Here is a 26,227-nt window from a genome sequence, read left to right as displayed (position 1 = left end):
AATCATACCCGCGCTTCGAGCACGGCCCTGGCAGCCGCGACATAGTCGGGCCAATGTGCGTCGGCATGACTTGCAGCCTGCCGAGCGCTGGTAAGGTCGGGTGCATGCGCGGCGGCGATCATGCGCGCAAACCGTTCTTCGGCGACCGTCACGTCGTTCGCCGTTGGCGCCGGCGCCGCCCCCGCAACGGTCGGAGCCACAGCGAGCCCGGCCAGGCCAGCGAGCAGGATACGGCGTGACGTGTTCATGGCTGTCATCCTTCCAAGGTCCGGCCAGCACTCTGGTCGGCAAGTGTGTCAGTGCAATCACGGCAGGGTAGCCGCGCACATCCGCGCAGTCCATCGCCTGAGGTTAGCGCTTGACCACACGAGCGATCACGTTCCATCTAGCAAGACCTCCGCCATCAAAGCGCCACGCGTCGGATTGTCACGTGCCCCGTTCCAGCCCATCGCTTCGCCAGGCTTTGCGCGCCGCCGCGATGGGCCTCTGTTGTCTGACGATCTCGGCTGGCGCCGCTTTCGCTGCCGACGAGGAAGAGGACAAACCGCCAAAGCCGACCGCGCCAAACATCTACCTCGATCTCCGCACCACCTATGCCACGATCCCCGCGGGCACGCTCGGGCTCGGTTTCGGCAACACGTCATTGTCGGCCGCGTTCGAGGCGCTGGCAGCACAACGGGGCGCGACCTTGCCGAACGGCTTGCCGCCCGCGAAATCGATCGCCGTCGACCTGCCGCTGACGGTGGACGTCAGCGATCGCGTGTCGCTCTATGGCGGAGTATCGGGATCGACGACGGATGTCGGCGGTGGCTGGTCGACATTCGACATGACGAGCTGGAACATCGGCGTGCAGGCCGACCTCTATCAGCAGAGCGGGGGCAAGATCCCGACCATCACGCTGCAGTCCACGCTGACGCAATCGGTGCCGAACGAACGGGGCATGACCAATTCGTTCAACCACGTTCTGGAATTCGACTACGCGCTGGACGAGGACGAGACGCGGGGCTGGCTTGCCGGCGTGCAATACACCCACACTGATATCGCGAGCCTGGTCGCCCGCATCAAGCCGAATACGATCCTCTATGCCGGCGGCTATTATCAGTGGCCGAGCAATTGGAAATTCATAGGACGCCTCGGCGTGCAGTCGTTCGGCGGCGCGCAGCTTGCGGGCCGAACGCTGGCGGCATCCTTCACCCAGCCAATCCTGCGGCTCGACCTCGACCGCATGGATGACAATGACAACCGACTGTTCGGTATCACGGCGCAGATCGCGTGGATGCCGAAGCCGTCGTACCAGGTGACGTTGCGCACGCCCCTGTACGCGGTGCGCAACTGACTTTGTCGTTGTGGCAGATTTCCCCCCGGCGGCAGCATTTTGACCTCGCGCATCGCGCGTGGGATACCGTCGCATCAACCACTCGGCATTGTGGGTCAACCGGTTGTTAATCCTCAGGCGAAAACTTCGGCCGCGTTACACTGCCGCAAGGATCCTTCGGCGAAACTGGGCCGGCTTTTCGCGGTGTTCAGCCTTGGAGACCATGAATGTCCCGCTTGGTGCCGGAACGAACGTTCCTGGCCGGCAAGATCATCTTCAATTTCGGACAGTCGTCGATCGACTGCGTCGTCCGTCGGTTGACCGAGGAAGCTGCGACGCTCGAGATGCAGAGCGGGCTCGGCGTGCCGGACGGGTTCCAGCTCAGGCTTGCGGGACGCGAGATTCTGAGCTGCCGGGTGATCTGGCGTTCGGACCGTCAGGTCGGGGTTGCCTTCGAGCGGCCGGACGCCGTCGAGCACCCGGCCGGCGGCGAGCAGGGACGCTCGCCCGACTCGCTGATGCGCGCCCAGATGCTGGCCCTGCGCGCGGCTCTCGATCATGTGCCAACCGGCATCGTGCTGCTCGATGCCAACCTCAGGGCGCGCCTCATCAACCGGTCGTTTCGCCAGATGTGGCACCTGCCCGACCAGGTCGCCGACAGCAATCCGTCCATTCTCACGCTGCTTCATCACGGGCGGGACATCGGAGCCTACGAGGTGCCGGACCCCGCCCTCGAGGCCCATGTGAACGAGCGCGTCCGCGTGATCGAGGCCGGCGATCCGACGCCTGTCGATGTGCGTCAAACCAATGGCGACGTCGTGCGCGTCCAATGCACACCTTTGCCCGACGGCGGGCGCATGCTGACCTATACGCCGGTCACCGACATCGTGCGCTTTTCCGATGAGCTGAAATTGCTGCGCGATGCGCTGGAAAATGTTCAGGACGGCGTCCTCCTTCTCGATTCCAGCTTGAACGCAAGCTTCATGAACCTGCGGATGCGCCGGTTCTGGGAGGTGAGCGAGCAAGAGGCCGCCGCCCGCCCGGCCTATGCTTCATTGGTCAGCCGCGCGCAGCGCGCCAGCGCACCCGATCTCCCGGCAAACGAGTTGGCCAAATTCCCGGGTAAGCGCGTCGCCGAGGTCAAGGCGGGCGACCACGTGCGTGACCTTCGGACGCCCGACGGCCGGCAGATCAGGGCTCATTGCACCACAATGTCGAACGGCGGCCGGATGCTGACCTATGTCGACATTACCGATCTCAACAACAAGGCCAACATGCTGGAGCGGCTGGCGACCACCGATCCGCTCACCGGCCTGTACAACCGCCGGCATTTCATGGGTTCGCTCGATGCGGAATGGAGCCGCTACCAGCGTTACTACCGCTCAGTCTCCGTTCTGATGCTCGACATCGATCATTTCAAGTCGGTCAACGACCGTTACGGTCACGCGGTCGGCGACGAAGCGATCAAGGCCGTTGCCGCCGCATGCAACGAGGGCAAGCGCAAGTCCGACCTCGTCGGCCGCATCGGTGGCGAGGAATTCGCGGTGCTGCTGCCCGAGACCAGCCTGTCGCGCGCCAAGCTCGTCGCTGAACGAATCCGCAAGCGCGCGATGGCGATCCGGCTGAACGCTCATCAGGTGCAGTTCGGCGTCACCGTGAGCATCGGCATTGCGGAGGCCACCGTCAGCATGTCCGGCATCGATGCGCTGATGGGCGCGGCCGATCAGGCGCTCTACCAGGCCAAGGCGGAGGGTCGCAATCGCTGCATCGCCTGGAATCCTCCGCCGCCTGCGAGCAAGGCGGCGGAGTGATCGTCGCGGGCCGCTTCTACTCCGACACCGGCACGACGAAGGTGTTGAACGTGACCGAGACCATGCAAATTGACCCCGACGAGATAGGACAGCTCGGCCGCGCCGTGCTCGCCAAGCTCCTTCACTGCGTCGGAGAGGCCGCGCTGGCCGTGACATCCGGTCCGGGGCGTAGACCGCGCCGGTTATAGCGCCTCCGGGCGCGCCACTGGCTCGCCTAACGTATGCATCAGCCGGTTTGCCCAGCCGAAAATCGCGGCCGACAACACCAAGTCGAGCTGCTCGAGCTCGCTCAGCCCGGCCTCGCCAAGTGCGCGCGCATCATCGGAGCTCGCTTCGATCGGCGTCGTTGAGAGTTTTGCAGCGAAATTGAACAACGCCTGCGGACGCGCCTCCAGGGTGGCATCGCGCTCGTCTGCAAAGATCTTCTCGACGACGTCGTTGCGCCCGGAGTAACTGATGAAGCGCGAGGCGTGCACAGCGGCGCAATAGATGCAGCGATTGACAACCGAGGCGCTCAGCGCGCCGAGCTCACGCTCGGCTGGAGACAAGCCGTCCTTGCCATACATGATGAGGTTGAACAGCGGCGAGCGCACCGCGAGCGACTCCGGGTCATGCGCCAGCGTCAGTACGTAAGGCGAGACACCCTTGTTGGAGGGCGTGACTTTCATCGCTGCGAGCTGCTCTGTTGTCGCCGAAGCGAGCTCGACCGGTGTGATATAGGGCGACCAGGTCGGGATCGTGGCGGTGAAGCTGTGGACGACCTCGCTCATCGGGCTTGGACCTCTTTCAGGAGCCTGAGGCCGGCCAGAACCCGCAGCTGATAGTTCACGAAGGCGGCGAGCTCGGACAGCCGCACGATGTCGGCCTCGCTGACGCCGGCCGCCTTCAGCGCCGCGATGTCCTGTCGAGTCGCCTCGCGCGGCGAGAGCGTCAGCAGGTCGGTGTGGCGCGCCATGGCATCGTGCGTGGGATCGCCACGCAAACCGCCGGGCCGGGCGAGCGCGGCCAAGTCGAGATCGCTCGAATGCGCCAGATAGGATTCGTAGTGCGCGGTCAGCGTCTCGTCGCCGACATGCCGGCACATCCGCGCCGCCAGTGCCGCCCGCAAGCCGTGGCTCAGGCCACCGGACTCACGCGGGAGCAGCACTGCATCATGGGCGGCTTCACTTAGCTGCAAAATCTCGGCGCGCGCATTCAACGCTTGGCTTAGCCTCGACCCCTCAGGCACACCGGCCATCGTTTCGATCAGCGTCACGCGGCACCTCGCGAATTCTGGGGATTGGCGGCCTCCGCGACCGTAAAGCTCACGGGCTTGCCTGTTTCCAGGAAGGCCATTAGCTCGGTCTCGTAGGGCGCAGGATCGAGCCCGCGTGCGGCAAGCCATTGCGGCTCATAATAGCTCTGGCGATAGCGCTCGCCGGAATCGCAGATCAGCGTGACCAGCGATCCCGTTGCGCCCGCATTGCGCATCTCGCTGGCGAGCCGGCACAACGCCAGGAAATTGGTGCCCGTGGAGCCCCCGACCGCACGGCGCAGCCGGCGCGTCAGCACATTCATCGCCGCAATCGTCGCTGCATCCGGGATCTTCATCATGCAGTCGACCACGCCAGGCACGAAGGAGGGCTCGCAGCGCGGCCGGCCGACGCCTTCGATCAACGAGGGCCGCTCGCAAACATGGGAGCGGTCCTGCGAGCGGAAGCAATCGAAAAAGGCCGAGTGCTCGACATCGGCGACACAGAGCCGCGTCGGATACTGACGATAGCGCAAATAGCGCCCGATAGTGGCCGAGGTGCCGCCGGTGCCGGCGCCCATCACGATCCAGTCCGGCACCGGACGCGGCTCGCCCTTCAATTGCGTGAAGATCGACTCGGCGATGTTGTTGTTGCCGCGCCAGTCGGTGGCGCGCTCGGCGAAGGTGAACTGGTCCATGTAGTGGCCGTTCAGCCGGGCGGCGAGCGCAGCGGCCTCCGCATAGAGCGCGCGGCCATCGTCGATCAGGTGGCAGTTGCCGCCATAATGCTCGATCGCGGCGATCTTCTCCGCCGAGGTCGTGCGCGGCATCACGGCGTAGAACGGCACACCGATCATCTGCGCGAAATAGGCCTCGGACACGGCGGTCGATCCCGACGAGGCCTCCACGACGGCTGTACCTTCGCGGATGTGGCCGTTGCAAAGCGCATAGAGGAACAGCGAGCGCGCCAGCCGATGCTTCAGGCTGCCGGTCGGATGGGTCGATTCATCCTTCAGATAAAGGTCGATGCCCGCGAGCGCCGGCACGATCAGCCGGATCAGGTGCGTATCCGCCGTGCGGCACTGGTCCGCTTCGATCGCAGCCACCGCCTCGTCGACCCAGCCACGCCGGTAGGCCGGTCCGACCGGATCTTGGTGGCGAAAGGGGGGCGGCTGTCGCGACATGATCCGAACCCTCTCATAATACTTCTTGCACATCAAGAAATATTGTTCATTCTATATTCGCATAATTCAAAATGGCCTGGCCATGAACCGAGACGTTATCGACATCCGCCTTCTCGAAGCCTTCGCCGCCGTGATGTCGGCGGGCAGCATCACCAGCGCGGCGCGGCTGCTCGGCCGTTCGCAGCCGGTCGTGACGCGTCAGATCCAGGATCTCGAGGCTGAGGTCGGCTATGCCCTGTTCTCCCGCAACGGTCCGCGCATCAGTCCGACGCCAAAGGGCGTGCTGTTTCACGCCGAGGTCGAGCGGCTCCTGATGGGCCTGAAGCACATCCGCCAGCGCGCCGACGCGATCGGTGCGGGCGCACTTCCCGTACTCAGCCTGGCAGCGATCCCGGCGCTCGCCGCCGGCTTCGTCCCGGCCGCGCTCGCAGCGCTCGAGCGCGAGTTGCTGCCAAGCCAGGTCCACGTGCAGGCGCTCTCAGCCGAGAACGTCGTGCAGTCGGTGCTGTCGCAATCGGTGGATTTCGGCCTCGCCAGCCTGCCGGTCCAGCACCCCGGCCTCGACGTGCAGTGGGTCTGCGAGGTGCCATGCGTCGCTTGTCTCGCGATGGACCATCCGCTCGCGAAGAAGAAGGTGGTTCGCCTGAAGGACCTTGGTGGCAGCCGTCTGCTGACGATGGCCAATCCCTACCGGCTTCGCCGCCGGGTGGACGAGGCGCTGGAGCGCGAGGGCGTGGCGCCCGCCGAAATCATCGATACCAATTCCTCGATGACCGCGATCGCGATGGCCAAGCAGTCGCTCGGCATCGCCATCGTCGAGCCTGTACTGACGTCGAGCCTTCCGGTGGAAGGCGTCGTCACCCGGCGCTTGGACGTCTCCATTCCTTTCCTGTTTGCCGCACTTTCCCCGACCGGACGCGAACTCACGCCGACAGTCGCCTCCCTCAACGACGCGCTGCGTGCGGCGGTGGCGCTGATGCCCGGCGCCAAGCTGCACAGCGGCGCAACCGCAAGCCTCGAACCCGATGAGGCGGCCGGCGAATTCGAGAAAGCCAATTCATGACGACGATCACGCCAAACGCATCCGGCCTCACAGCGCTCGAGGAGCGGCTCAAGCAGGATCTTTCGTGGCTGGAACTACCGGCCAAATCCTGGGTGCCGCGCCGTATCGTGGATGGCGAGTCGGTCGTCGACGTCGTGATCGTCGGTGCCGGCATGGCTGGCCTCGTTGCTTCCGCCATGCTGAAGCGGCTCGGCGTCGACAATCATCTCGTGCTCGACCGGGCGCGGGCGGGCGAGGAGGGGCCATGGGTGACCTACGCCCGCATGCGCACGCTGCGCTCGCCCAAGGAATTGACCGGCCCCGCGATGGGCATGCCGGCGCTGACCTTTCGCGCATTCTACGAAGCGCAATACGGCAGCGAGGCCTGGAAGGCACTCGATCGCGCGCCGCGCACGATGTGGATGGATTATCTGGTTTGGTATCGCAAGGTACTCGGCCTGCCGGTCCGCAACGAGGCGTCGGTCGAACGCATCCACGCGCGGCCTGATGATCTCTTTGCGCTCGATATCCGCGAGCGCGGCACGCTGCGGAAAATCCTGGCGCGGCATGTCGTGCTGGCGACGGGGCGCGACGGCCTCGGCGGCGCCTACGTGCCGCCGCTGGCCGATGGCATCGATCGACGGTTCTGGGCGCATTCCTCCGACGCGATCGACTTCGCCAAGTTGCGCGGCAAGCGCCTCGCCGTGGTCGGCGCCGGCGCATCCGCGATGGACAACGCAGCCGCTGCACTGGAGAGCGGTGCGGCAAGGCTCGACCTTTTCATCCGGCGCGCCGACATTCCGCGCATCAACAAGTTCACCGGCATCGGCAGCCAGGGCGTCGTGCACGGCTTTGTCGGGCTCACCGACGCGTGGAAATGGCGCTTCCTTGATCACACGCTGAGGGCCCAGACGCCGCCGCCGCGCCAGAGCGTGCTGCGGGTCTCCGCCTATCCGCATGCGCATTTCCATCTCGCGAGCCCCATCGACGAGCTCGTTGTTGAACGTGACCATCTGGTCGTAACGACGCCGAAGGGCCGCTATGCGACCGACTTCATCATCTTTGGCACCGGCTTCAAAGTCGATCTCGCGCTGCGACCCGAACTGGCCGAGTTCGCGCCACATATCCGCTTCTGGCGCGATCGTTTCCCGGCACCCACGGACATGGACAATGCCGAGCTCGAGGGCTCGCCCGATCTCGGCGACATCTTCCAGTTCCAGGAGAAGGTCCCGGGCGCCTGTCCGGCGCTTTCGCGGCTCCACTGCTTCAACTATCCGGCGACGCTGAGCCACGGAAAGCTTTCCGGCGACATTCCCGCAATCAGCGAAGGCGCCGATCGGCTCGCGCGCGGCATTGTCCGCCGCCTCTTCGTCGAGGACCGCGAGATCCACTTCGCCAATCTGAAGGCGTTCGCCACGCCCGAAATCATCGGTGACGAATGGATCGATGCCGATGCTCTCCATCAACACGCCGAGTAACCCAGCAACCGGACAGGCAAGCGCGAGATGCAGACCAATAGAAAGGCCATCGCAGCCGCGATCGCCGGCAATGCGATGGAATGGTACGACTTCACGGTGTTCGCGCTGATGACACCGGTCATCAAGAACCTGTTCTTCCCGGTCGACCCGAAAGTCCCGGGCAGTGAAATCAATGCGCTGCTGCTCACCACCGCGCTGTTCGGCACCGGCTTCTTCATGCGGCCCGTTGGTGGGCTCGTGCTCGGCTATTTCGGCGATCGCAAGGGACGGAAAGCGGCGATGACGCTCGGTATGGGCATCATGGCGCTCTCGGTCGCGCTGCTCGCGCTGACGCCGACCTACGCGACTGCCGGCATTGTCGCTCCGCTGATCGTGCTGCTGGCGCGATTGCTCCAGGGCTTTTCGGTCGGCGGCGAGTTCGGCACCTCGACCGCCTATCTGATCGAAGCCGCGCCTCCCGGCCACAGTGGCTTCTATGGTTCGTGGCAGATCGCCGGCCAACTCATGGCCAACGTGCTCGGCGCAGTGCTGGGCGCCGCCCTGACATTGACGTTCACGCAGGAGCAGCTTGCCGCCGGCGCCTGGCGGATTCCCTTCTTCGTCGGCCTCGTGATCGTGCCGATCCTACTCTACATGCGCGCCAGCGTCATCGAGCCCGAAGCCTCGCGACGCAGCATGGCGACGGTGCACAAGGAGAACTTCGTCGCCGCTCTGAAGAATCCCGGCCGCAATTTCCTGATCGGCATGGGCATGGTGGTGGCGAGCGCCGTGTCGTTCTACGTTACCTTCGGCTACACCGTGACCTACGCCAAGGAGGTGTTGAAGCTGCCGTTGATGCAGAGCTTCCTGGTGCAGATGATCGCGGCAATCGTGATGGTGATCGTCGTTCCCGCCGCCGGCGCCATCTCCGACCGCTACCCGCGCAAGCCGCTGCTGCTGGTCTCGCTCATTGGCTATTTCGTCTCCCTCTATCCGCTTTATGCCTGGGTGATCTCGGAGCCCACGAGCGCAAAGCTCCTGATCGCCCAGGTCGTGATCGGCTTCTTCAGCGCCTTCTTTCTCGGCGTCTACTGCACCACGCTGGTCGAGCTGTTTCCGATCCGCATCCGCTCGACCGCACTTGCGATCGTCAACAATGTCGCGGTGCTGGTGTTCGGCGGCTTTGCCCAGTTCTTCGTGACCTGGCTGATCGCGCTCACCGGCTCTCCGCTGGCACCGATCTTTTATGTGATGATCGGCGTCGGCCTCGGGCTGATCGCAGTGATCGCGATGCGGCCGGAGGATACCGGGCGGGAGCAGGTCGCAGACGGCGCCGTCGAACAGGCGTCGTAAAGCCGCTCAAAATTCGAGCGGCGCGTTGTCGACGACCTCCTTCATCACGAAGAAGGTGCGGGTCTGGCGGACGCCGGGGAGCGCGATGAGCTGCTCGCCATGGATGCGGTTGAAATCCTCCATGTCGCCGACGCGGATCTTGAGGAAATAGTCGAAGTCGCCGGCGACGAGGTGGCAGTCGAGCACGAATTTCAGTTTTGCGATGGCCTGCTCGAAGATGGCAAAGCTCTCGGGCGTCGAGCGGTCGAGCACGACGCCGACCATCACCAGCGTCCCCTTGGCCACCTTCTTCGGCGCCACCATGGCGCGGACCGCGGCGATAAAGCCATCCTCGAACAGGCGCTGGGTGCGGCGGTGACAGGTGGCGGGGCTGATCGCGACGGTTTCGGCCAGCTCGGCATTGCTGAGCCGGCCGTTATTCTGCAGCAATCTCAACATCTTGAGGTCGATGCGATCAAGACGGGCAGACATGGAAGAAACTTCCGTATTCTGATGATATTTCGGAAGGAATATTATCCAACTCCATAATCTCTGCAAGATTACCCGCAGTATGGGCGCAATATTCGAGAGCACCTTTTTGCAGGTCGATGCTAGCCACATCCCAGACACCAACGCCAATCGGGATGATCCAATGAGACTGGACAAATTCGCGCGCTATCCGCTGACCTTCGGACCGACGCCCATCGAGAAGCTGGAGCGGATGTCCAAGCATCTCGGCGGCAATGTCGAGATCTACGCCAAGCGCGAGGACTGCAATTCCGGCCTCGCCTATGGCGGCAACAAGCTGCGCAAGCTCGAATACATCATCCCCGACGCGATCGCCTCGAATGCCGACACGCTGGTCTCGATCGGCGGTGTGCAGTCGAACCACACCCGCATGATTGCCGCCGTCGCCGCCAAGATCGGCATGAAGTGCCGCCTGGTGCAGGAAGCCTGGGTGCCGCATGAGGACGCCGTCTATGACCGCGTCGGCAACATCATGCTCTCGCGTATCATGGGCGCCGACGTGCGCCTGGTCGATGATGGTTTCGACATCGGCATCCGCAAGAGCTGGGAGCAGGCGATCGAGGAAGTGAAGGCTGCGGGCGGCAAGCCCTATGCGATTCCCGCCGGCGCCTCCGTGCACAAATTTGGCGGGCTCGGCTATGTCGGCTTCGCCGAGGAAGTGCGCCAGCATGAGAAGGAGCTCGGCTTCAAGTTCGACTACATCGTGGTCTGCACCGTCACCGGCTCGACCCATGCCGGTATGCTGGTCGGCTTCGCCGCGGACGGCCGCGCGCGCAAGGTGATCGGCATCGATGCCTCGTTCACACCGGCACAGACCAAAGCCCAGGTGCTCGAGATCGCGCAGAACACCGCCAAGCTCGTCGAGCTCGGCAAGGAGCTCGTTGCCGACGATGTCGTGCTGATCGAAGACTACGCCTATCCCGCCTATGGCGTGCCGTCGGAAGAGACCAAGGAGGCGATCCGCCTCACCGCGCGACTCGAGGGCATGATCACGGACCCCGTCTATGAGGGCAAATCGATGCAGGGCCTGATCGACCTGGTGAAGAAGGGCCATTTCGAGAAGGGCGCGAAGATTCTCTACGCCCATCTCGGCGGTGCGCCGGCGCTGAACGGGTATGCGTACGCGTTCAGGAACGGCTGAGGCAGGCGTCGCTCTCGCCTCCCCACCGCTGTCGTCCCGGCGAAGGCCGGGACCCATCACCCCAGGGAGCAGTTTGGCGAAGAACATCGTCGCGCGTGCCCCAAGGCAAATCACGCGGTATGGATCCCGGATCGGCGCTCCGCCTCGCTGCGCTTGTCCGGGATGACGATGCGGAGAGAGTTGGCGCGCTAACAACCACGACCGGACGCTACCGCGTCCTGACGATCTGCAGCAGCTCGTCGCCATAGTGCTCGAGCTTCTTGTCGCCAATTCCCGGCACGTTGCGCAGCTCGTCCAGCGTCGTCGGCCAGGCCCGGACGATGCCGTCGATGGTGGCGTCGTGCAGCACCACATAGGCCGGCACGCCGCGCTCGCGCGCCACGTCTGAACGCCAAGAGCGCAGACGCGCACGCAGCTCCGGATCGACGTCGCCCTGCGGTGCGCTCGCCGCCGGCGCCAGGTCGCCGCGGCGCGATTTCGCACGGCTCGAGCGGGCGCGCGTACCAGGCGCCTCCTCCCGCAGCCAAACTTCCGTTTCGCCGCGCAGCACGCCGCGCGCGGACTCCGTCAGTTTCAACGCGCCATAGGCTTCGCTGTCGCTCTGCAAATGCCCCATCGCCACCAGTTGCCGCAGCACGGTGCGCCACTGCTTTTCGTTGAGCTCACGCCCGATGCCGAACACGGAGAGCTTGTCGTGGCCGAATTGCGTCACCTTCTCGGTCAAGCGTCCGATCAGCACGTCGATCAGGTGCATCGCGCCGAAGCGCTGTCCGGTCCGATAGGCGCAGGACAACAGCTTCTGCGCCAGCACCTTGCCGTCGCGCATCCTTGGCGGCGTCAGGCAGTTGTCGCAATTGCCGCAATTCTCTGCGGTCAAGGCCTCGCCGAAATAGGCGAGCAACCGCTTGCGCCGGCATTGCGCGGTCTCGGCGAGTCCGACCAGCGCGTCGAGCTTGCCGATCGACACGCGCTTGAAATCGTCGGAGCCACTGGACTCGTCGATCATCCGGCGCTGCTGCACGATGTCCGACAGTCCATACGCCATCCAGGCCGCCGACGGCTTGCCGTCGCGTCCCGCTCGCCCGGTCTCCTGGTAATAGGCTTCGATGCTCTTGGGCAGGTCAAGATGAGCGACGAAGCGCACGTCGGGCTTGTCGATGCCCATGCCGAAGGCGATGGTGGCGACGATGACGACGCCGTCCTCGTTGAGGAAGCGATCCTGATTGCGCGAGCGCACGCTGCTGTCGAGCCCGGCGTGATAGGGCAGCGCCGCAATGCCGGCCTCGTCGAGCGCGGCGGCGACCTCCTCGACGCGATTGCGCGACAGGCAATAGACCACTCCGGCGTCACCGGCATGGCGCTCCCGGATGAACTCCTTCAGCTGCGCCACGGCATTGCGCTTGTCGACGATCTCGTAGCGGATGTTCGGCCGGTCGAAGCTCGAAACGAATTGCGGGCTGTCGGCAAGCTGGAGCCGCTGAACGATCTCTTTCCGCGTCAATTCATCCGCCGTCGCGGTCAGCGCGATGCGCGGCACGTTTGGAAAGCGTTCGGCGATGATGGAGAGACCGACATATTCGGGCCGGAAGTCGTGCCCCCATTGCGAGACGCAATGCGCCTCGTCGATCGCGAACAACGACACCTTGGCCTGCGCCAGCATCGAAAGGCAGCGTGGCGTCACCAGACGTTCCGGCGCGACATAGAGCAGGTCGAGATCGCCCGCAATCAGGCGTCGCTCGATATCGGAGGCTTCCTGGAACGACAGCGAGGAATTCAGCGCGGCGGCGTTGACGCCGGCCTCGATCAGGCCCGCGACCTGGTCGCGCATCAGCGCGATCAGTGGCGAGACGACGATGCCGCAGCCTTCGCGCAACAGTGACGGCAGTTGATAGCACAAAGACTTGCCGCCGCCGGTCGGCATCAGCACCAGGCAATTGCCGCCGTCGGTTACATGCCGGATGATCTCGCCCTGCGCCCCGCGAAAGCCCGGCAGGCCGAACACCGAATGCAGCACCGACAGCGCATCGCGGCCATCGGCCGGCACTGGCAGTGGGACGGTGGAAGGGGCGGACATGAGCGCGTCGGGGGTTTCGAGATTCGTCACAACGCCAGTCGCATGACCGCGCTGGCGTTGCAAGTCCGACTTGCCCCGCGAGCGGCGGACTGGCGAAAAGCTACGCTCCGATCCGGCGCAAGGCTTCGGTGACGGTCACGATCGGCATGTTGCGCTTCTCCGCTGCCCCAAGCGCGTGGCGCAGCAAGGCCGGCCTACAGCCATACGGGCTCGGCTGGTCGACGATGTCATGGCCGTAGAAGATCAGCCAACCGCCGCTGGCGACGGCCTCATCGAAATAGCGGTCGACACCATTGGCATCGATCTCGCAATCGACCAGCGGCGAGGCCCGCAGGAACTGGAGATCGATCACGTCGCTGTTAACGCCAGGAAGGATGCCACGCGCCGAGCGGAAGCTTTGGGCGAGCTGCGGCTTGCGCCAGACCGAAGCGAGGCCATACGGATAGGCGAAATTCTCAAGCCGGATCGAGGAATCGATGTCCTGAAAATAGCTGCGGTTCCGTTCGATCTCGCATGCCATCGCGCTCTCGCCGAGATCGACCGCGCGCAGATGTGAGAATGTGTGGCAACCGATCTCATGACCAGCGCGATGCAACCGAACGATCGCGTCCCTCGACAGGCCGTGCCAATGATCGGAGGGCCGATCGATCAGGCTGCCAGCGAGATAGAACGTACCGCGTCCGCCATGGGCTTCCAGCAGCGCGGCACCCTCGCTTGCTGCGCTGTCGGGCGCGTCATCGAAGGTGAAGCTCACCATCGGCGCATGCGCCGGCAAGCGGTGCGGCGCGGCGCGGAAATGCCGGGCCAGCCGATTGCTCAGGCGTCCGTTGAGTGCCGACAGCACGGCTGCATTCCCTGTGAATCCATATTTCTGAACTGAAACATTTGCCCGCGGTCGGAGGCAAGCTTAACGCCCAAATAATCCTAACGTGGAACCAACGGTCTTCGGTTAACGTGCGAGCAGCGGCGCATCGGCGTTCGCGCCGAGATATTGCAGCCAGTTGCGGAAAAGCGCAGCGGCAGCAGTGCCCGCGGCGATATCGCTGCGCAAGGTCAATGCAGGCAGCTCGTTGGTCAGGGCCGGATGGCGCTGGTGCCTCGCCCGCTTCTCGAAGCGCACCAGCTTCTCCTCCGTCGCTGCGTCAAAATAGCTCACAGGCAGATGCGGATAGTTCTCGCGCTCGCGCGCGAGGTAGCGGCCGATGTCGCGCAGATATTCACGCTGGAGCGACAGTGCGTCATACTCCGGATGGCCCTGGAAGAACACGAAACGGCTGTCATATTGCCGGGTGAAGACGTCGACACCGGCCTGAGCAGAACGGGTCAGGACCTGATAGCCGGCCTGTGCGAGATCCCGCTCGGCGACTTCATTCAGGCGCGAATGCGAGACCTTGAGCGGCGCCGGCGCGTCGCGCGTCAAGGAATCGCTGCTCACAGCCACGCAGTCGAAGATGCCGTGACATTTGGTCGGCAGGCGTTGTCGTTCGACCCGATCGAGATGCAGCACCGCCGCGTGTGCGGCGAGGCATGACCAGATCGTCGAGCGGGTGTTGCTCTTGGCCCAGTCGATCAGCTCGGTGAGGTCGCGCCAGTACGGCTCCTGGTCGAGCTCGGGCGCGACCGGCTCGGCGCCGGTCACGATCAGCCCGTCGAATGTCTGACGCTTGAGATCGGCAAGATCGGAATATTCGCTCTCGACATGCCATTTCGCTTCCGGCGAGCGTTTCACTGACGGCAGCGAAAAGCAATGGAAGCGGATACGGCGCGGCCCCGCGGCGGCCTGGAGCAGCTTCATGAACTGCCGCTCGGTCGCCTTCAGGGCCGTATCAGGCATGTTGTTGATCAGCCCGATGGTCAGCTCAGTACCGCCATGATCGCGCGCGAGATCGCCTTCGGCCGGCACCAGCGCCGGACTCGCGATACCTTGATCCCTGGCGATCAAGACGCTCATCGACCCGGCTGCCTACTCCGCAGCCTGGAGACGCGCGGTGGGACAAGCCTTTTCGAGCGCCTGATCGATGTCCTCGATGATATCGGCGGCATGCTCGATGCCGATCGAGAGGCGGATCGTCTCCGGCAGCACGCCAGCTGTGCGTTGCTGCTCCGGCGACATCTGCCGGTGCGTGGTCGAGGCCGGATGGCAGGCCAGCGACTTGGCATCGCCGATGTTGACGAGGCGCGTGATCAGCTTCAGCGCGTCATAGAAAGTCTTGCCGGCCTCCATGCCGCCCTTGATGCCGAAGGTGAACAGCGAGGAGGCATTGCCGTCGAGATATCTCTGAACCAGCGGATAATGGGGGCTGTCCGGGAAGCCGGTGTAGTTCACCCAGGCAACGCGCGGATCGGCACGGAGGAATTCGGCAACCTTGCGGGCATTCTCGCAATGGCGCTCCATGCGCAGCGCCACGGTCTCGATACCCTGCAGCAACAGGAACGCATTGAACGGCGATAGCACCGAGCCCATGGTGCGCTGATAGACGCTGCGCGCGCGCTCGATATAGGCGGTCCTGCCGAAGCGCTCGGCATAGACGAGGCCGTGATAGGAGGCATCCGGCTTGTTATAGGCCGGGAACCGGTCGGCGTGCTTGGCCCAGGGGAAATTTCCGGAATCGACGATGGCGCCGCCGAGCGTGGTGCCGTGGCCGCCCAGGAATTTGGTCAGCGAATGCACCGCGATGTCGGCGCCGTAGTCGAACGGCTTGAGCAGGATCGGCGTAGCGACCGTGTTGTCGACGATCAGCGGCACACCATGGGCATGCGCGATCTTGGCCAGCGCCTCGATATCGCAGACATTACCGGCAGGATTGCCGATGGTTTCGGCGAACACGGCGCGGGTGTTCTCGTCGATCAGCTTCGCGACCGCATCGGGCGCGTCACTCTCGGCGAAGCGGCCGGTGATGCCCTGCCGCGGCAGGATGTGCGAGAGTAGCGTGTGGGTGGTGCCATAGAGCTGCGGCACGGAGACGATGTTGCCGCCGTGATCGGCGACGTTAACGAAGGCGAAATGCAGCGCAGCCTGGCCGGTCGCAACCGCGAGCGCGCCGACGCCGCCTTCGAGCTGGGCGATGCGCTTCTCCAGCACGGCGCTGGTCGGATTGGCGATGCGACTGTAGCGGAAACCTTCGGCCTCGAGATTGAAGAGCGCTGCGCCATGATCGGCGCTGTCGAAAGCGTAGGCCGCGGTCTGATAGATCGGCACGGCAACCGCGTGCGTGGTGGCTTCGGGCTCGTAGCCGGCGTGAATAGCAATCGTCTCGTTGCGCATCGTACCACCTCCGCGTGGCGCGGGCCGCACTTATTGGCCTGTATGAGGCATGTGCGTTGTCCGCCGTTCCTCTGTTAGAGGCGGGTGGTAAAGCGGACAATAATTCGCTTAGACATCGAGGAAGTAACCCTAATGCTTGTTGGTAACTTGGCTAAAATTTGAGTCAATTTGGATTAACTATTCCGCTGGCGTCACCGGCAAGCCGGCGCGCGACAGCGCCGGATCAGGCCATCGTTTCCCAGAGCCGGCGGGCCAGCACGCCGGCGCGCCTCTCGATCGCGGCGGCCGCGTCAAGCGCGAGATCCTCGCGATAACGGCCCGCGATGAGCTGCACGCCGATCGGCTTGCCGTCGTGCACGGCCACGGGGACCACGGCGCCGGGCAATCCCAACACGTTGATCGCCGAGATGAAGCGGATCTCGCCCCAGAAGATCTCCTGCACGCGCTCGGCGCTCACGGCATCCTCGCGCGGACCCGGCGGCGGCTTCACCGTGGTGGGCGCCAGCACCACCGGATAATCCTCGAGGAACAATTGCCACGCGCGGATATGGCCGCTGCGGGCGGCGGTCGCCTGCATCCAGGCCTTGAGGTCGAGGACATTCGCCTTGGTCTTCATGCCGCCCCACGCCCGATGAAAGTCTTCCGACGTGACCTTCAGCATGCCGGCTTCCTGCATCACCACTGTCTCGTTGGTGATGATGTCGCACCAGGTCTGCCAGACGCCGTTGATGTCGGGCACCTCGACCTCGCTGACGCTGTAGCCGGAACGCTCCAGATGATCGGCCGCCTGGCGCAGTGCCGCGCTGACGGCCGGATCAACGTCCATGTCCACTGGAATCTTGGCCAGCGCGACCTTGATCGGCCCTTTGGGCGTCGGGCCGGTCAGCGGCGCCGGCACCCACCAGGGATCACGCGGATCGCGCTGGCTCATGACTTCCAACGCAAGACGGACGTCGTCGACGTGGCGGGCGAGCGGTCCCTGCGCCGACATCAGATGCGCCAGCATCGGTCGCTCCGCCGTCGCGCTTGCATTGAAAGCGGGAATACGGCCCTGCGTCGGCTTGATGGTGGCGACGCCATTGCAATGCGCCGGCCAGCGCAGCGAGCCGCCGATATCGTTGCCATGCGCGACGGTGCCGATGCCGGCGGCCACAGCCGAACCCGCGCCGCCCGAGGAGCCGCCGCAGGTGATGTTCGGGTCCCAGGGATTAAGCGTCAGCCCGTGCAGCGGATTGTCGGTGAAGCCGCGGAAGGAGAATTCCGGTGTGTTGGTGAGGCCGATGACGATCGCACCGGCCTTCTTCAGGTTGCGGACAACGGGCGAATCCGACGGCGCGATGAGGTTCTTGTTGGCGGGAACGCCGTTGAAATTGGGTCGGCCCTCGTAGTCGACGTTCTCCTTGATGGTCACGGGTACGCCGTGCAGGAGACCGAGCTCGCCGCCTTTGGTGCGCTGCTTGTCGGCCGCATGCGCCGCCTTCAGCGCCTCCTCGCCGAGATCGACGACGACCGCATTCAGCCTGGGATTGACGGCATGCATCCGCTCCAGATGCGCCTCGACGGTGTCCACTGCGGAAATTGCGCCGGAGCGGATCGCAGCCGCGGTCTGCACCGCAGACCATTGCCAGGCCGGCCCCTCGGGGCGGCGTGCCGCGGCTGATCTTTGCGGTGTGGCCTTCTTGACGACCTTCTTGGCCGGCCTCGAGCGAGCCGGCTCACGGACGGATGCCTTCCCGCTCGCGGTCTTCGCCACTTTCTTCGAAGCGCTCTTCTTCGTCGCCGTCTTCTTCGCCACGTCGCATCTCCTGAAACTACAGCGCGAAAGTTACGGACGGTAATGACGCATGTACAGCGGCGTTTCTGCATGGCGCAAAGGCGGAGCGGCCAATGCGACGAATTGTCGGGGATAGCTGAGCTCGGGAAAAGTGGCCGGACCATGCCAACGGGCACGCCCTCGGCGAAGTGGAGGAAGTCGAGAGCGACGCAGATCCGGCGCAACGCCGCGCGGCCGGCCACACCGCGACGAAACTTTCGACGCCGCCGTTTCGCCCAAATCTGGAGGACGCGGGGCCGCTGCGACTCTCGTCACGCTGCCGATAAATTCATCGGGCAATATGCTCGCGTACACACGTCACGATTCTCAATATCAGCTGCTTGACAGGCATTATCAGTCGTTGCAGTTTTAAGTTGAATAACCTTCGAATGATTTTGCTTTTGCTCGTTTGATTTTCCAAGCAGCGAACGTGGAGCATTCATATGACGGTTATTCCTCCCGCTAGTGGCGTTACCATCCACAGCGGCGATACGATGGATGTCAGTGGCGGTGCTTCCGTCGACAGCACGACGATCGAAACAGGCGGCTTGCAGACGGTCGGCGGATCGTTCTCGACAAGCACGGCAACCCACACGATCATCTCTGGCGGAGAGCAGGATGTCATTCTGGATGGCGTCGCCAGTTATACGACCATCTACGCAGGCGGCGTGCAGCGCGTAACCGGCGAATTCGTGCATGAAGGTCCAACCCCCGGCGCCGTTGACCACACCACGATCAATGGCGGGGGCGAGCAGGACATCGACACGGGCACCGCAACGACGACGACTGTCAATTCCGGCGGCGTCCAGAACGTGACGAATGGCGGCAGCGCCAGCGGAACCATCGTCAATTCCGGCGGCATGCTCAGAGTTTCGGGTGAAACCGTAGAGACGGCGCCGGTGTATCCCCCGCCGGTGATCCAAAGCGTGGCGACCGGCGCAACCATCAACCACGGAGGCGAATTCGACGTCACCGGCGGCGGGACTGCAGTGAACGCCGTCGTCAACGGCGGTCTCATGGTGGTCTCGGGGTCGATACCGGATCCGTTCGCCAACGTCCCTGGCCAGCCGGCCGTCGACGCCAGCATGGCGACCGGCACCATCGTCGAAGGTTTTGGAACGTTGACGGTGTCGAACGGCGCGTTGGTGTCCGGGACAGTCGTCCAAAACTACGGGACGCTGAATGTGGATGCAGGTGGCACAGCGATCGGCACGACAGTCAGCAACGCGACGATACACCTGTCCGCTGGCGCGACGGCGACCAACACGACCGTCAATCAGTACGGAACCCTCATCGTACTTGGCAACGCCGACTTTTCAGGCACCGTCTTCAACCCCGGCAGCGCTCTCGAGATCGGCGACGGCACGATTGAAAGCGGATTTACCATTGCGAAGAGCGTGACGCTGCAGGTTTTGGACGGCGGTGTTCTCAACAACAGCACAGTCTCTGCAGGCGCAACACTCATCGCTGAAGCTGGCGCGACGCTATCCAATACAACCTTCCAGAGTGGTGCAACGTTTATCGCGGACTATGGCTACACGGAAGACGGCTTCACCGTATCGAACGGCACGCTATTCAGGGTGTTCGGCGCAGCCACGAACACGACGATCTTAGCGGGCGGCAAGCAAATCCTTGGCAATTACGGCTTGGACGCAACCGCCAGCAACACGATCATCAATGGCGGCGAACAAGATGTCGGGCTTGCATCCACCGCGAGCTATACCACCATCAACACGGGCGGCGTTCAGCATGTCGCCGGCCTTTATATGCACGATGCGCCGGGTCCAGGGCGGGCGGATCACACCACGATCAATAATGGCGGCGAGCAGGATGTCGATACTGGCATCGTGACGTCAACCACCGTCAATGCCGGGGGCGTTCAGAACATTACCAACGGAGGCTCTGCCAGCGGCACGATCGTCAAGTCGGGCGGTGTCGTCAACGTCTCGGGAGAGACGGTCTATTATCCTCCCGGAGGCCCGTACGGCATCGTCTTCAGGAGCGAAGTCGATTCGGCCGTTATCGGCAGCGGCGGCCAATTGCACCTGTCCGGAGCGGGGCTCGCTGAGAACGCCACCATCAATGGTGGCGTGATGACGGTTTCGGGATTCCTTGCAGACCCGACGCACGACCCAAGCGCACCGGCGATCGACGCCAGCGCGGCGAACGGCACGATCCTCAACTCAGGAAGTCTCTCCGTTTCGGACGGCGGCACCGCCACCTCCACCACTCTGAACGGCGGCACGCTTGACGTGCTCGATCACGGCACCGCGAACGCTTCGACGATTTATCATGGCGCCATAGAACTCGTCGAAGCGGGCGGCATTGCCGGTGCGACCACGATCGCCGGCGGCACGCTTGATCTCAAGGCGGGCGCGATGTCCGACGACGCGATCAACTTCTCCGGCCAGGGCACGCTCAAGATCGAGCAGCTGGTTTCGGGCTCGTCGTCCTTTGCAAGCCAGATCAAGGGCATCTCGCTCGGCGACCAGATCGATCTTTCCGGCCTGTCTTATACGAGCGGCGCGACGGCGAACGTATCTGGTTCGACGCTCACGGTCAGCAACGGCACGGTCAGCGAGACCTTCACACTGGCGGATACGTCGGTGACGCATTTCGGCATCACGAAGGACGGCAACGGCGGGATTCTGCTGAGAGCCGCGGCCCTGCCCTCTATCGCTGGAGCCGTGTCCGGACAAACCAGCAGCAACGAGGCTGCGATCAATCCATTCGCGACCGTCACGATCACAGATCCAAACGCATCAGCAACGGATGGCCTGATCATCACGCTCGCGGGCGCGACCGGCATCCTGTCCGGGACGGGGCTGATTTCGCTTGGAAACGGAACCTACGAACTTGCAGCGACCAGCGCCGGCAAGCTGACCGCCGAGCTGCACGGCCTCACCTTTGTGTCCTCGCCGCACGGAGACGGCAGCGCAACGACCACATTCACGTTGAGCGACACGAGCAGCGTGGGATTGACCGTCAGCGACGCCCACACCACCGTCATCGACACACATCAAGCCGGTCCCACGATAATCAACGGCCCGGCATCCGGTTATGCGACCATCGAGGGCACGACGGGCAACGATATCATCCACGCCTATGGCATGTTCAACATCATCCACAGCAATGGTGGAAACGACACAATCTATGCCGGACTATACGGCACGGTTGATGTGTCGAACGGCGACAGCACCGTCGATCTGGAGGGGTTCGGCAACCGCGTGACCGGTGGCGACGGCAATATCACGGTGACGGGCTCGACGGGCGCCACCATGATTACGCTCGGCAACGGCAGCGACACTGTCGACGCCAGCGGATACGGGAACATCATCACCCTGGGCAACGGCAAGAATGTTGTCCACCCGGGTGACGGCGCGAGCACAACGACGGCTGGCAACGGCAACGACCAGGTGACGCTCTCCGGATTTGGCAACACGGTCATCCTTGGAAATGGCAACGATCTCGTCACCGGCGGAGGCGGCGCCAACAGTGTCACGCTCGGCGATGGCAACAACACGGTGAACCTCGGCGGAATGGTCAACCAGATTACCGTCGGTGCGGGAACGAACACGATCATCGCCGGCAACGGCGCGGATAACGTCGTTGCCGGCGCGGGCCACGATACGATCACACTCGGCGGGGTCGCCAATCACGTGGTGCTCAACGGGTCCGAGGCAATCGTGACAAACCAGATGGGCCTGGACGTCATCACGGCCAATGGCGGATCAGACCAGCTTAACTTTGTCGGGTTCGGCAATCAGGCCATCATCAACGGCCCCGCCCATGTCAGCATCAGCGATCACAGCGCGGGTCTGACCGTCTCCGTCAACTCCAGCAACCAGATTGATACGATCTCCGGCTTTGGCAATGACCCGCTCGGCGTCATCGCGCTCGCAAGTGGCGTAGGCAATTACCACTCCGTCGCCGACGTCATGAACGCGCTGAGGAGCGACGGGCATGGCGGGACCCTGCTTGCCCTGGGCAGCGTTCCTGACGCCGGGTCTCTCGATTTCGTCGACACCTCGATCAGCCAATTGCACGCGTCGAACTTTGTGATCGTGTAACGTCAGGCGCTCCTGTAACGCGCGTTACGAAAGCCAAACCCACGCCGGACGCGAGCTGGACGAATGTCCGGCTCAGTCCAGCTTGATCCAGACCCCCTTCGTGTTCAGGTATTCATCGAGTTGCTCGGTGCCGCCCTCGCGGCCATATCCGCTCATCTTGTAGCCGCCGAAGGGTAACGCGGGATCGATGGCGTGATAGGTGTTCACCCAAACCGAACCTGCACGCAGGCTACGCGAGAGGACGTGCGCCTTGCTGACGTCGCGCGTGAAGACACCCGCCGCAAGCCCGTACGGCGTCGCATTGGCTCGCTCTACGGCCTCATCCAGCGTGTCGAACGGCAGAGCGGAAATGACCGGACCAAAGATTTCATCGCGGGCGATCTGCATGTTGTCGGAGACGCCGGCGAAGACGGTGGGCTCGACGAAGTTTCCCTTCGCGAAACTCCCCTCTCTCAGTCTCCGGCCCCCGGTCACGACCTTGGCGCCTTCGTCGCGTCCGCTGTTCAGGAAGCCTTCGACCTTGTCGAGCTGTCGTTCGGAAACGAGAGGTCCGATCTCCGTCGTGGGATCTGCTCCGTCACCGATTTTCAGGGCCGAAGCAAATTTCCCCAGCCTCTCGACCAGCTCGTCATGGATCTTTCGCTCGACGAACAACCGGGAGCCCGCGATGCAGATCTGGCCCGAATTGGCAAAGGCAGCCATCGCGGCGATCGGCACGGCCTTATCGAGGTCGGCGTCGGCGCAGACGATGACCGGCGACTTTCCACCAAGCTCGAGCGACACCCGCTTGAGATTGCCGGCCGACGCGCGAATGATCGCCTGGCCTGTGGCCGTGGATCCCGTGAAGACGATCTTGTCGACACCGGGATGTTCGGCCAAAGGCGCACCGGCCTCCGAGCCGGTCCCGGTCACCACGTTGACGACGCCGGGCGGCACGCCTGCCTCGTTCATCAGATCCGCGATCAAGAGCGGCGTCAGCGGCGCCTCTTCGGAAGGCTTGAGCACGATGGTGCATCCGGTCGCGAGTGCAGGCCCGATCTTCCAGACCGACGCAGCCGTGGGCGCGTTCCAGGGAATGATCGCGCCGACGACGCCGACGGGCTCCTTCCGTGTGAACGAGACGATGTCGCCCGGAAGCGAATTGTCGATCGTCTGCCCGTGAATCGCAGTCGCCATGCCGGCGTAGTATCTGAGCATGCCGAGCACGCGAAGCTTGTTCGCCCGCGTCCTGACGATCGGCATGCCCATGTCGGCGGTGTCGGACCGGCTGATCTCCTCCCAATGCTTCTCGAACAGGTCGGCAATACGCAGGAGCAGAGCCTGTCGCTCGAACGGCTTGAAGCGGCTCCATGGTCCCACGAAGGCGCGACGGGCGGCGGAGACGGCGATGTCGATGTCGCCGGCATCTCCACGCGGAACACGACCGATCACTTCGCCGGTCGCAGGATTGCGCGTCTCGAAGACCTTGCCCGAGCGGGCCTCAACCCACGCACCATCGACGAACATCTTGCGGGTTCGGCCGTCTACGGGAGATCGGATATCGGTCTTTGTCATTGGGTCAGTCTTCCCTGTCTCAACACTCATTCTCAGTCTAGGCTGCCGGCTTCGTCTTCCGAAGGAGCCGCGCGAGGTCGGAAATGCGGGCCTGGCCATGGCCGCTCTCGACCACGGCCGCGATGACAGTGCCGACACCGTCGGCGATCGCTTTGGATGCCCCGGATTTGCTCGCCATCGTCTGATAGTAGGAGATATCCTTTAGCCATTATCGGGGCGCGACGGGAGCGTCCTGATCCATTGCTAGACCTGGACCGACGTCAGCTTCTTCAGGCATCGCAGGGCAAACGATGACCGGCTGTGGCGGATGCCGGGAATACGATAGAGCTTTTCGCGCAGGAAGCGCTCATAGCCGGCGGTGCTTTCGACCGCGACTTTCACGATGTAATCGTAATCGCCGGTGGTGAGATAGGCCTCGATCACCTCCGGCAAATTCGTAAGCAATTGGCCAAAGCGTTCGAGCATCTCCTCGTCGTGGCGGTCGAGCGTCAACTCTATGATGACCGTTTCGGGTAAGCCAAGCTTGTCCTGATTGAGCAGCGCGACGTAGCCATCGATATAGCCCTGCGTCTCCAAGCGCTTCAGCCTGTTCCAGCATGGCGTGGTGGAGAGCCCGATTGTGTCGGCGAGTTGCGCCATCGTCAGGCGTGCATCCTGCTGCAAGGCACGCAGGATCTTGCGATCGATCTCGTCGAGCCGAAGTGCATCCTTGCGAGACGCTTTGGCAGGCCCCGTGATACGTCCGACCGCCGCCATACCAAGAACTCCATTCTGGATTTTCCACCTAAGTATGGAAAAATTCTCCTGCATTTTTAAACTACACCCAGATCAAAAGAACAACAATCCTGGTTTTTGCCAGTACGATGTACCTACAAATTGAGACGCATGCGGTGTTTGTTCTCGAACTGCAGACCAGCAATATGCACGCCGCACTCGGCCGCCTGCTCGACCAGACCCGTGTCGCAGGGTTGCCGCTTGCTGCTCTCAGCGCACGGGCGGACGCGAACGCCTGCCGCATCTCAGCTTCCATAGATATCAATGACCGCGACGTCATCGACCGGCTCGTTCGCCGTGTTGGTGCGTTATTCTGCATCGATGCAATCGAGGTGAGAGGTGAAAGCCAATGCCCGACCCCAACCTCATCGGTGACATGATCCCGCAAGACGCGGCGGCTCCATCCGCCGAGTATCCGCCACTGAGGCTGCACGTGCCGGAGCCGGCGGTTCGCCCGGGCGGGACGCCGGATTTCTCGAACATCCGCATTCCGCGCGCAGGCCAGGTCAATCGTCCCGACGTCGACGTGGATGCCGAGACGATTCGCGATCTCGCCTTTTCGGTCATCCGCGTGCTCAATCGCGACGGCGAGGCCGTCGGTCCCTGGGCTGGCGCGCTCTCGGACAGCGAATTGCTCGAGGGCCTGCGTCACATGATGACGCTGCGTGCGTTCGATGCGCGCATGCAGATGGCGCAGCGGCAGGGCAAGACGTCGTTCTATATGCAGCACATGGGCGAAGAGGCCGTGAGCTGCGCCTTCCGCAAGGCGCTCAATCCGGGGGATATGAATTTCCCAACTTATCGCCAGGCCGGACTTTTGATCGCCGGCGGCTACTCCCTGGTCGAGATGGCCTGCCAGATCTACTCCAACACGCACGATCCCCTGAAGGGGCGCCAGCTGCCCGTGATGTATTCCTCAAGGGAGCACGGCTTCTTCACGATCTCGGGAAATCTTGCCACCCAATACATTCAAGCGGTCGGCTGGGCGATGGCCTCGGCGATCAAGAACGACACGAAGATTGCCGTTGCCTGGATCGGCGACGGCGCAACGGCCGAATCCGACTTCCACGCGGCCCTCGTATTCGCCTCAACCTATCGCGCGCCGGTCGTGCTCAACATCGTCAACAATCAATGGGCCATCTCGACGTTCCAGGGCATCGCGCGGGGTGGCTCCGGCACGTTCGCGGCCCGCGGGCTCGGTTTCGGCATTCCGGCGCTCCGCGTCGACGGCAACGACTACCTCGCCGTCCATGCGGTGGCGAAATGGGCTTGCGAGCGTGCACGCCGCAATCTCGGCCCGACCCTGATCGAGCACGTGACCTATCGCGTCGGTGCGCATTCCACCTCGGACGATCCCGCGGGCTATCGGCCGAAGACGGAGTCCGAGGCATGGCCGCTCGGAGATCCCGTGATCAGGCTGAAGAATCATTTGATCGTCCGCGGCGCTTGGTCGGAGGAGCGGCACAAGCAGGCCGAGGCGGAGATCCTGGACTCCGTGATTTCAGCCCAAAAGGAGGCCGAAAGCTACGGCACCCTCCATTCCGATCAACGTCCGTCGGCGCGCGACATGTTCGAGGGCGTATTCGCGGATATGCCGCCGCATCTGCGCCGCCAGCGCCGGGAAGCCGGAGTCTGA

At 63.6% G+C, this 26,227-nt stretch carries 23 protein-coding genes; 10 read left to right on the top strand and 13 right to left on the bottom strand.

Annotated features, from left to right (window positions below):
* Positions 1-2: 2 nt before the first annotated feature.
* Positions 3-248: a hypothetical protein gene (locus tag ACWAT4_RS02845; RefSeq protein WP_449729763.1), complete on the bottom strand. Its 246-nt coding sequence runs from the start codon at positions 246-248 to the stop codon at positions 3-5.
* A 215-nt stretch (positions 249-463) separates the two neighbouring features.
* Between ACWAT4_RS02845 and ACWAT4_RS02840 the strand changes: the two genes are divergently transcribed.
* The 3 genes from ACWAT4_RS02840 (at position 464) to ACWAT4_RS02830 (ending at position 3,314) form a co-directional block, all read left to right on the top strand.
* The gene (locus ACWAT4_RS02840) at positions 464-1,336 is read left to right on the top strand and encodes a hypothetical protein (RefSeq protein WP_449731330.1); all 873 of its coding nucleotides are present in this window, start codon (positions 464-466) and stop codon (positions 1,334-1,336) included.
* 206 nt (positions 1,337-1,542) lie between these two features.
* Positions 1,543-3,126 (top strand): sensor domain-containing diguanylate cyclase, encoded by a 1,584-nt coding sequence (locus ACWAT4_RS02835; protein ID WP_449729762.1) that lies wholly within the window; start codon positions 1,543-1,545, stop codon positions 3,124-3,126.
* Positions 3,123-3,314: a hypothetical protein gene (locus tag ACWAT4_RS02830; RefSeq protein WP_449729761.1), complete on the top strand. Its 192-nt coding sequence runs from the start codon at positions 3,123-3,125 to the stop codon at positions 3,312-3,314. Before ACWAT4_RS02835 ends, ACWAT4_RS02830 begins: the two co-directional genes overlap by 4 nt.
* On the opposite strand, the gene ACWAT4_RS02825 is transcribed toward ACWAT4_RS02830, so the two are convergent.
* From ACWAT4_RS02825 to ACWAT4_RS02815, 3 genes are read right to left on the bottom strand one after another with little or no spacing between them, the layout of a single operon-like run.
* On the bottom strand, positions 3,309-3,896 hold the full coding sequence (locus ACWAT4_RS02825) for a peroxidase-related enzyme (RefSeq protein WP_449729760.1): 588 nt from the start codon (positions 3,894-3,896) through the stop codon (positions 3,309-3,311). The two genes, ACWAT4_RS02830 and ACWAT4_RS02825, sit on opposite strands and share 6 nt — an antisense overlap.
* Positions 3,893-4,381 carry a CMD domain-containing protein gene (locus ACWAT4_RS02820; protein ID WP_449729759.1) on the bottom strand — a complete coding sequence of 163 codons (489 nt, stop codon included), beginning with the start codon at positions 4,379-4,381 and terminating at the stop codon, positions 3,893-3,895. The genes ACWAT4_RS02825 and ACWAT4_RS02820 overlap by 4 nt, the downstream gene beginning before the upstream one ends.
* Positions 4,378-5,541: a PLP-dependent cysteine synthase family protein gene (locus ACWAT4_RS02815; RefSeq protein ID WP_212303601.1), complete on the bottom strand. Its 1,164-nt coding sequence runs from the start codon at positions 5,539-5,541 to the stop codon at positions 4,378-4,380. Before ACWAT4_RS02815 ends, ACWAT4_RS02820 begins: the two co-directional genes overlap by 4 nt.
* Positions 5,542-5,623: 82 nt before the next feature.
* Between ACWAT4_RS02815 and ACWAT4_RS02810 the strand changes: the two genes are divergently transcribed.
* From ACWAT4_RS02810 to ACWAT4_RS02800, 3 genes are read left to right on the top strand one after another with little or no spacing between them, the layout of a single operon-like run.
* A complete protein-coding gene (locus ACWAT4_RS02810; RefSeq protein ID WP_449729758.1) occupies positions 5,624-6,604 on the top strand; it encodes a LysR family transcriptional regulator in 981 nt (326 codons plus the stop codon).
* Positions 6,601-8,061, top strand: coding sequence for an NAD(P)-binding domain-containing protein (locus tag ACWAT4_RS02805; RefSeq protein WP_449729757.1), 1,461 nt, complete (start codon positions 6,601-6,603; stop codon positions 8,059-8,061). The genes ACWAT4_RS02810 and ACWAT4_RS02805 overlap by 4 nt, the downstream gene beginning before the upstream one ends.
* Before the next feature lie 27 nt (positions 8,062-8,088).
* Positions 8,089-9,393 (top strand): citrate-proton symporter, encoded by a 1,305-nt coding sequence (locus ACWAT4_RS02800; protein ID WP_449729756.1) that lies wholly within the window; start codon positions 8,089-8,091, stop codon positions 9,391-9,393.
* Positions 9,394-9,399: 6 nt separating this feature from the next.
* Here the strand turns inward: ACWAT4_RS02800 and ACWAT4_RS02795 are convergent, their stop codons facing one another.
* A complete protein-coding gene (locus ACWAT4_RS02795; protein WP_212303605.1) occupies positions 9,400-9,864 on the bottom strand; it encodes an Lrp/AsnC family transcriptional regulator in 465 nt (154 codons plus the stop codon).
* Positions 9,865-10,024: 160 nt separating this feature from the next.
* Between ACWAT4_RS02795 and ACWAT4_RS02790 the strand changes: the two genes are divergently transcribed.
* Complete coding sequence (locus tag ACWAT4_RS02790; RefSeq protein WP_449729755.1) at positions 10,025-11,041, top strand: 1-aminocyclopropane-1-carboxylate deaminase; 1,017 nt, start codon at positions 10,025-10,027, stop codon at positions 11,039-11,041.
* Between the two features lie 208 nt (positions 11,042-11,249).
* On the opposite strand, the gene recQ is transcribed toward ACWAT4_RS02790, so the two are convergent.
* The 5 genes from recQ to ACWAT4_RS02765 all read right to left on the bottom strand — a co-directional run bounded on the left by recQ (position 11,250) and on the right by ACWAT4_RS02765 (position 18,175).
* A complete protein-coding gene (gene recQ / locus ACWAT4_RS02785; protein ID WP_449729754.1) occupies positions 11,250-13,115 on the bottom strand; it encodes a DNA helicase RecQ in 1,866 nt (621 codons plus the stop codon).
* 100 nt (positions 13,116-13,215) lie between these two features.
* Complete coding sequence (locus ACWAT4_RS02780; RefSeq protein ID WP_449729753.1) at positions 13,216-13,959, bottom strand: polysaccharide deacetylase family protein; 744 nt, start codon at positions 13,957-13,959, stop codon at positions 13,216-13,218.
* A 105-nt stretch (positions 13,960-14,064) separates the two neighbouring features.
* The gene (gene metA / locus ACWAT4_RS02775) at positions 14,065-15,066 is read right to left on the bottom strand and encodes a homoserine O-succinyltransferase MetA (protein ID WP_449729752.1); all 1,002 of its coding nucleotides are present in this window, start codon (positions 15,064-15,066) and stop codon (positions 14,065-14,067) included.
* Between the two features lie 12 nt (positions 15,067-15,078).
* Entirely contained in the window at positions 15,079-16,380 is a 1,302-nt protein-coding gene (locus tag ACWAT4_RS02770; RefSeq protein WP_449729751.1) for an O-acetylhomoserine aminocarboxypropyltransferase/cysteine synthase family protein, read from the bottom strand.
* A gap of 223 nt (positions 16,381-16,603) precedes the next feature.
* Positions 16,604-18,175 (bottom strand): amidase family protein, encoded by a 1,572-nt coding sequence (locus ACWAT4_RS02765; protein WP_449729750.1) that lies wholly within the window; start codon positions 18,173-18,175, stop codon positions 16,604-16,606.
* A gap of 461 nt (positions 18,176-18,636) precedes the next feature.
* Here ACWAT4_RS02765 and ACWAT4_RS02760 point away from each other — a divergent pair, with 461 nt between their 5' ends.
* Positions 18,637-22,263, top strand: a complete 3,627-nt coding sequence (locus tag ACWAT4_RS02760; protein ID WP_449729749.1) for a hypothetical protein — start codon at positions 18,637-18,639, stop codon at positions 22,261-22,263.
* Between the two features lie 72 nt (positions 22,264-22,335).
* Here the strand turns inward: ACWAT4_RS02760 and ACWAT4_RS02755 are convergent, their stop codons facing one another.
* The 3 genes from ACWAT4_RS02755 to ACWAT4_RS02745 form a co-directional block, all read right to left on the bottom strand.
* On the bottom strand, positions 22,336-23,817 hold the full coding sequence (locus ACWAT4_RS02755) for an aldehyde dehydrogenase family protein (protein WP_449729748.1): 1,482 nt from the start codon (positions 23,815-23,817) through the stop codon (positions 22,336-22,338).
* Between the two features lie 37 nt (positions 23,818-23,854).
* A complete protein-coding gene (locus ACWAT4_RS02750; protein ID WP_449729747.1) occupies positions 23,855-23,995 on the bottom strand; it encodes a hypothetical protein in 141 nt (46 codons plus the stop codon).
* 65 nt (positions 23,996-24,060) lie between these two features.
* Positions 24,061-24,573: an Lrp/AsnC family transcriptional regulator gene (locus ACWAT4_RS02745; protein ID WP_212303614.1), complete on the bottom strand. Its 513-nt coding sequence runs from the start codon at positions 24,571-24,573 to the stop codon at positions 24,061-24,063.
* Between the two features lie 107 nt (positions 24,574-24,680).
* Here ACWAT4_RS02745 and ACWAT4_RS02740 point away from each other — a divergent pair, with 107 nt between their 5' ends.
* Positions 24,681-24,971, top strand: coding sequence for a hypothetical protein (locus ACWAT4_RS02740; protein WP_449729746.1), 291 nt, complete (start codon positions 24,681-24,683; stop codon positions 24,969-24,971).
* Positions 24,968-26,227 carry a 3-methyl-2-oxobutanoate dehydrogenase (2-methylpropanoyl-transferring) subunit alpha gene (locus ACWAT4_RS02735; RefSeq protein WP_449731329.1) on the top strand — a complete coding sequence of 420 codons (1,260 nt, stop codon included), beginning with the start codon at positions 24,968-24,970 and terminating at the stop codon, positions 26,225-26,227. Before ACWAT4_RS02740 ends, ACWAT4_RS02735 begins: the two co-directional genes overlap by 4 nt.

Source organism: Bradyrhizobium sp. T-1, from assembly GCF_053592855.1.
The sequence above is the reverse complement of the archived record's forward strand: the minus strand, read 5'-3'. Positions and strand labels throughout refer to the sequence as shown.

What these genes read in the sequence shown, in the direction of transcription:
- ACWAT4_RS02845 (WP_449729763.1), bottom strand. Translation starts at nt 248, where the DNA reads ATGAACACGTCACGCCGTATCCTGCTCGCTGGCCTGGCCGGGCTCGCT.
- ACWAT4_RS02835 (WP_449729762.1), top strand. Translation starts at nt 1,543, where the DNA reads ATGTCCCGCTTGGTGCCGGAACGAACGTTCCTGGCCGGCAAGATCATC.
- ACWAT4_RS02825 (WP_449729760.1), bottom strand. Translation starts at nt 3,896, where the DNA reads ATGAGCGAGGTCGTCCACAGCTTCACCGCCACGATCCCGACCTGGTCG.
- ACWAT4_RS02815 (WP_212303601.1), bottom strand. Translation starts at nt 5,541, where the DNA reads ATGTCGCGACAGCCGCCCCCCTTTCGCCACCAAGATCCGGTCGGACCG.
- ACWAT4_RS02810 (WP_449729758.1), top strand. Translation starts at nt 5,624, where the DNA reads ATGAACCGAGACGTTATCGACATCCGCCTTCTCGAAGCCTTCGCCGCC.
- ACWAT4_RS02805 (WP_449729757.1), top strand. Translation starts at nt 6,601, where the DNA reads ATGACGACGATCACGCCAAACGCATCCGGCCTCACAGCGCTCGAGGAG.
- ACWAT4_RS02800 (WP_449729756.1), top strand. Translation starts at nt 8,089, where the DNA reads ATGCAGACCAATAGAAAGGCCATCGCAGCCGCGATCGCCGGCAATGCG.
- ACWAT4_RS02795 (WP_212303605.1), bottom strand. Translation starts at nt 9,864, where the DNA reads ATGTCTGCCCGTCTTGATCGCATCGACCTCAAGATGTTGAGATTGCTG.
- ACWAT4_RS02790 (WP_449729755.1), top strand. Translation starts at nt 10,025, where the DNA reads ATGAGACTGGACAAATTCGCGCGCTATCCGCTGACCTTCGGACCGACG.
- recQ (WP_449729754.1), bottom strand. Translation starts at nt 13,115, where the DNA reads ATGTCCGCCCCTTCCACCGTCCCACTGCCAGTGCCGGCCGATGGCCGC.
- metA (WP_449729752.1), bottom strand. Translation starts at nt 15,066, where the DNA reads ATGAGCGTCTTGATCGCCAGGGATCAAGGTATCGCGAGTCCGGCGCTG.
- ACWAT4_RS02770 (WP_449729751.1), bottom strand. Translation starts at nt 16,380, where the DNA reads ATGCGCAACGAGACGATTGCTATTCACGCCGGCTACGAGCCCGAAGCC.
- ACWAT4_RS02760 (WP_449729749.1), top strand. Translation starts at nt 18,637, where the DNA reads ATGACGGTTATTCCTCCCGCTAGTGGCGTTACCATCCACAGCGGCGAT.
- ACWAT4_RS02755 (WP_449729748.1), bottom strand. Translation starts at nt 23,817, where the DNA reads ATGACAAAGACCGATATCCGATCTCCCGTAGACGGCCGAACCCGCAAG.
- ACWAT4_RS02750 (WP_449729747.1), bottom strand. Translation starts at nt 23,995, where the DNA reads ATGGCGAGCAAATCCGGGGCATCCAAAGCGATCGCCGACGGTGTCGGC.
- ACWAT4_RS02745 (WP_212303614.1), bottom strand. Translation starts at nt 24,573, where the DNA reads ATGGCGGCGGTCGGACGTATCACGGGGCCTGCCAAAGCGTCTCGCAAG.
- ACWAT4_RS02740 (WP_449729746.1), top strand. Translation starts at nt 24,681, where the DNA reads ATGTACCTACAAATTGAGACGCATGCGGTGTTTGTTCTCGAACTGCAG.
- ACWAT4_RS02735 (WP_449731329.1), top strand. Translation starts at nt 24,968, where the DNA reads ATGATCCCGCAAGACGCGGCGGCTCCATCCGCCGAGTATCCGCCACTG.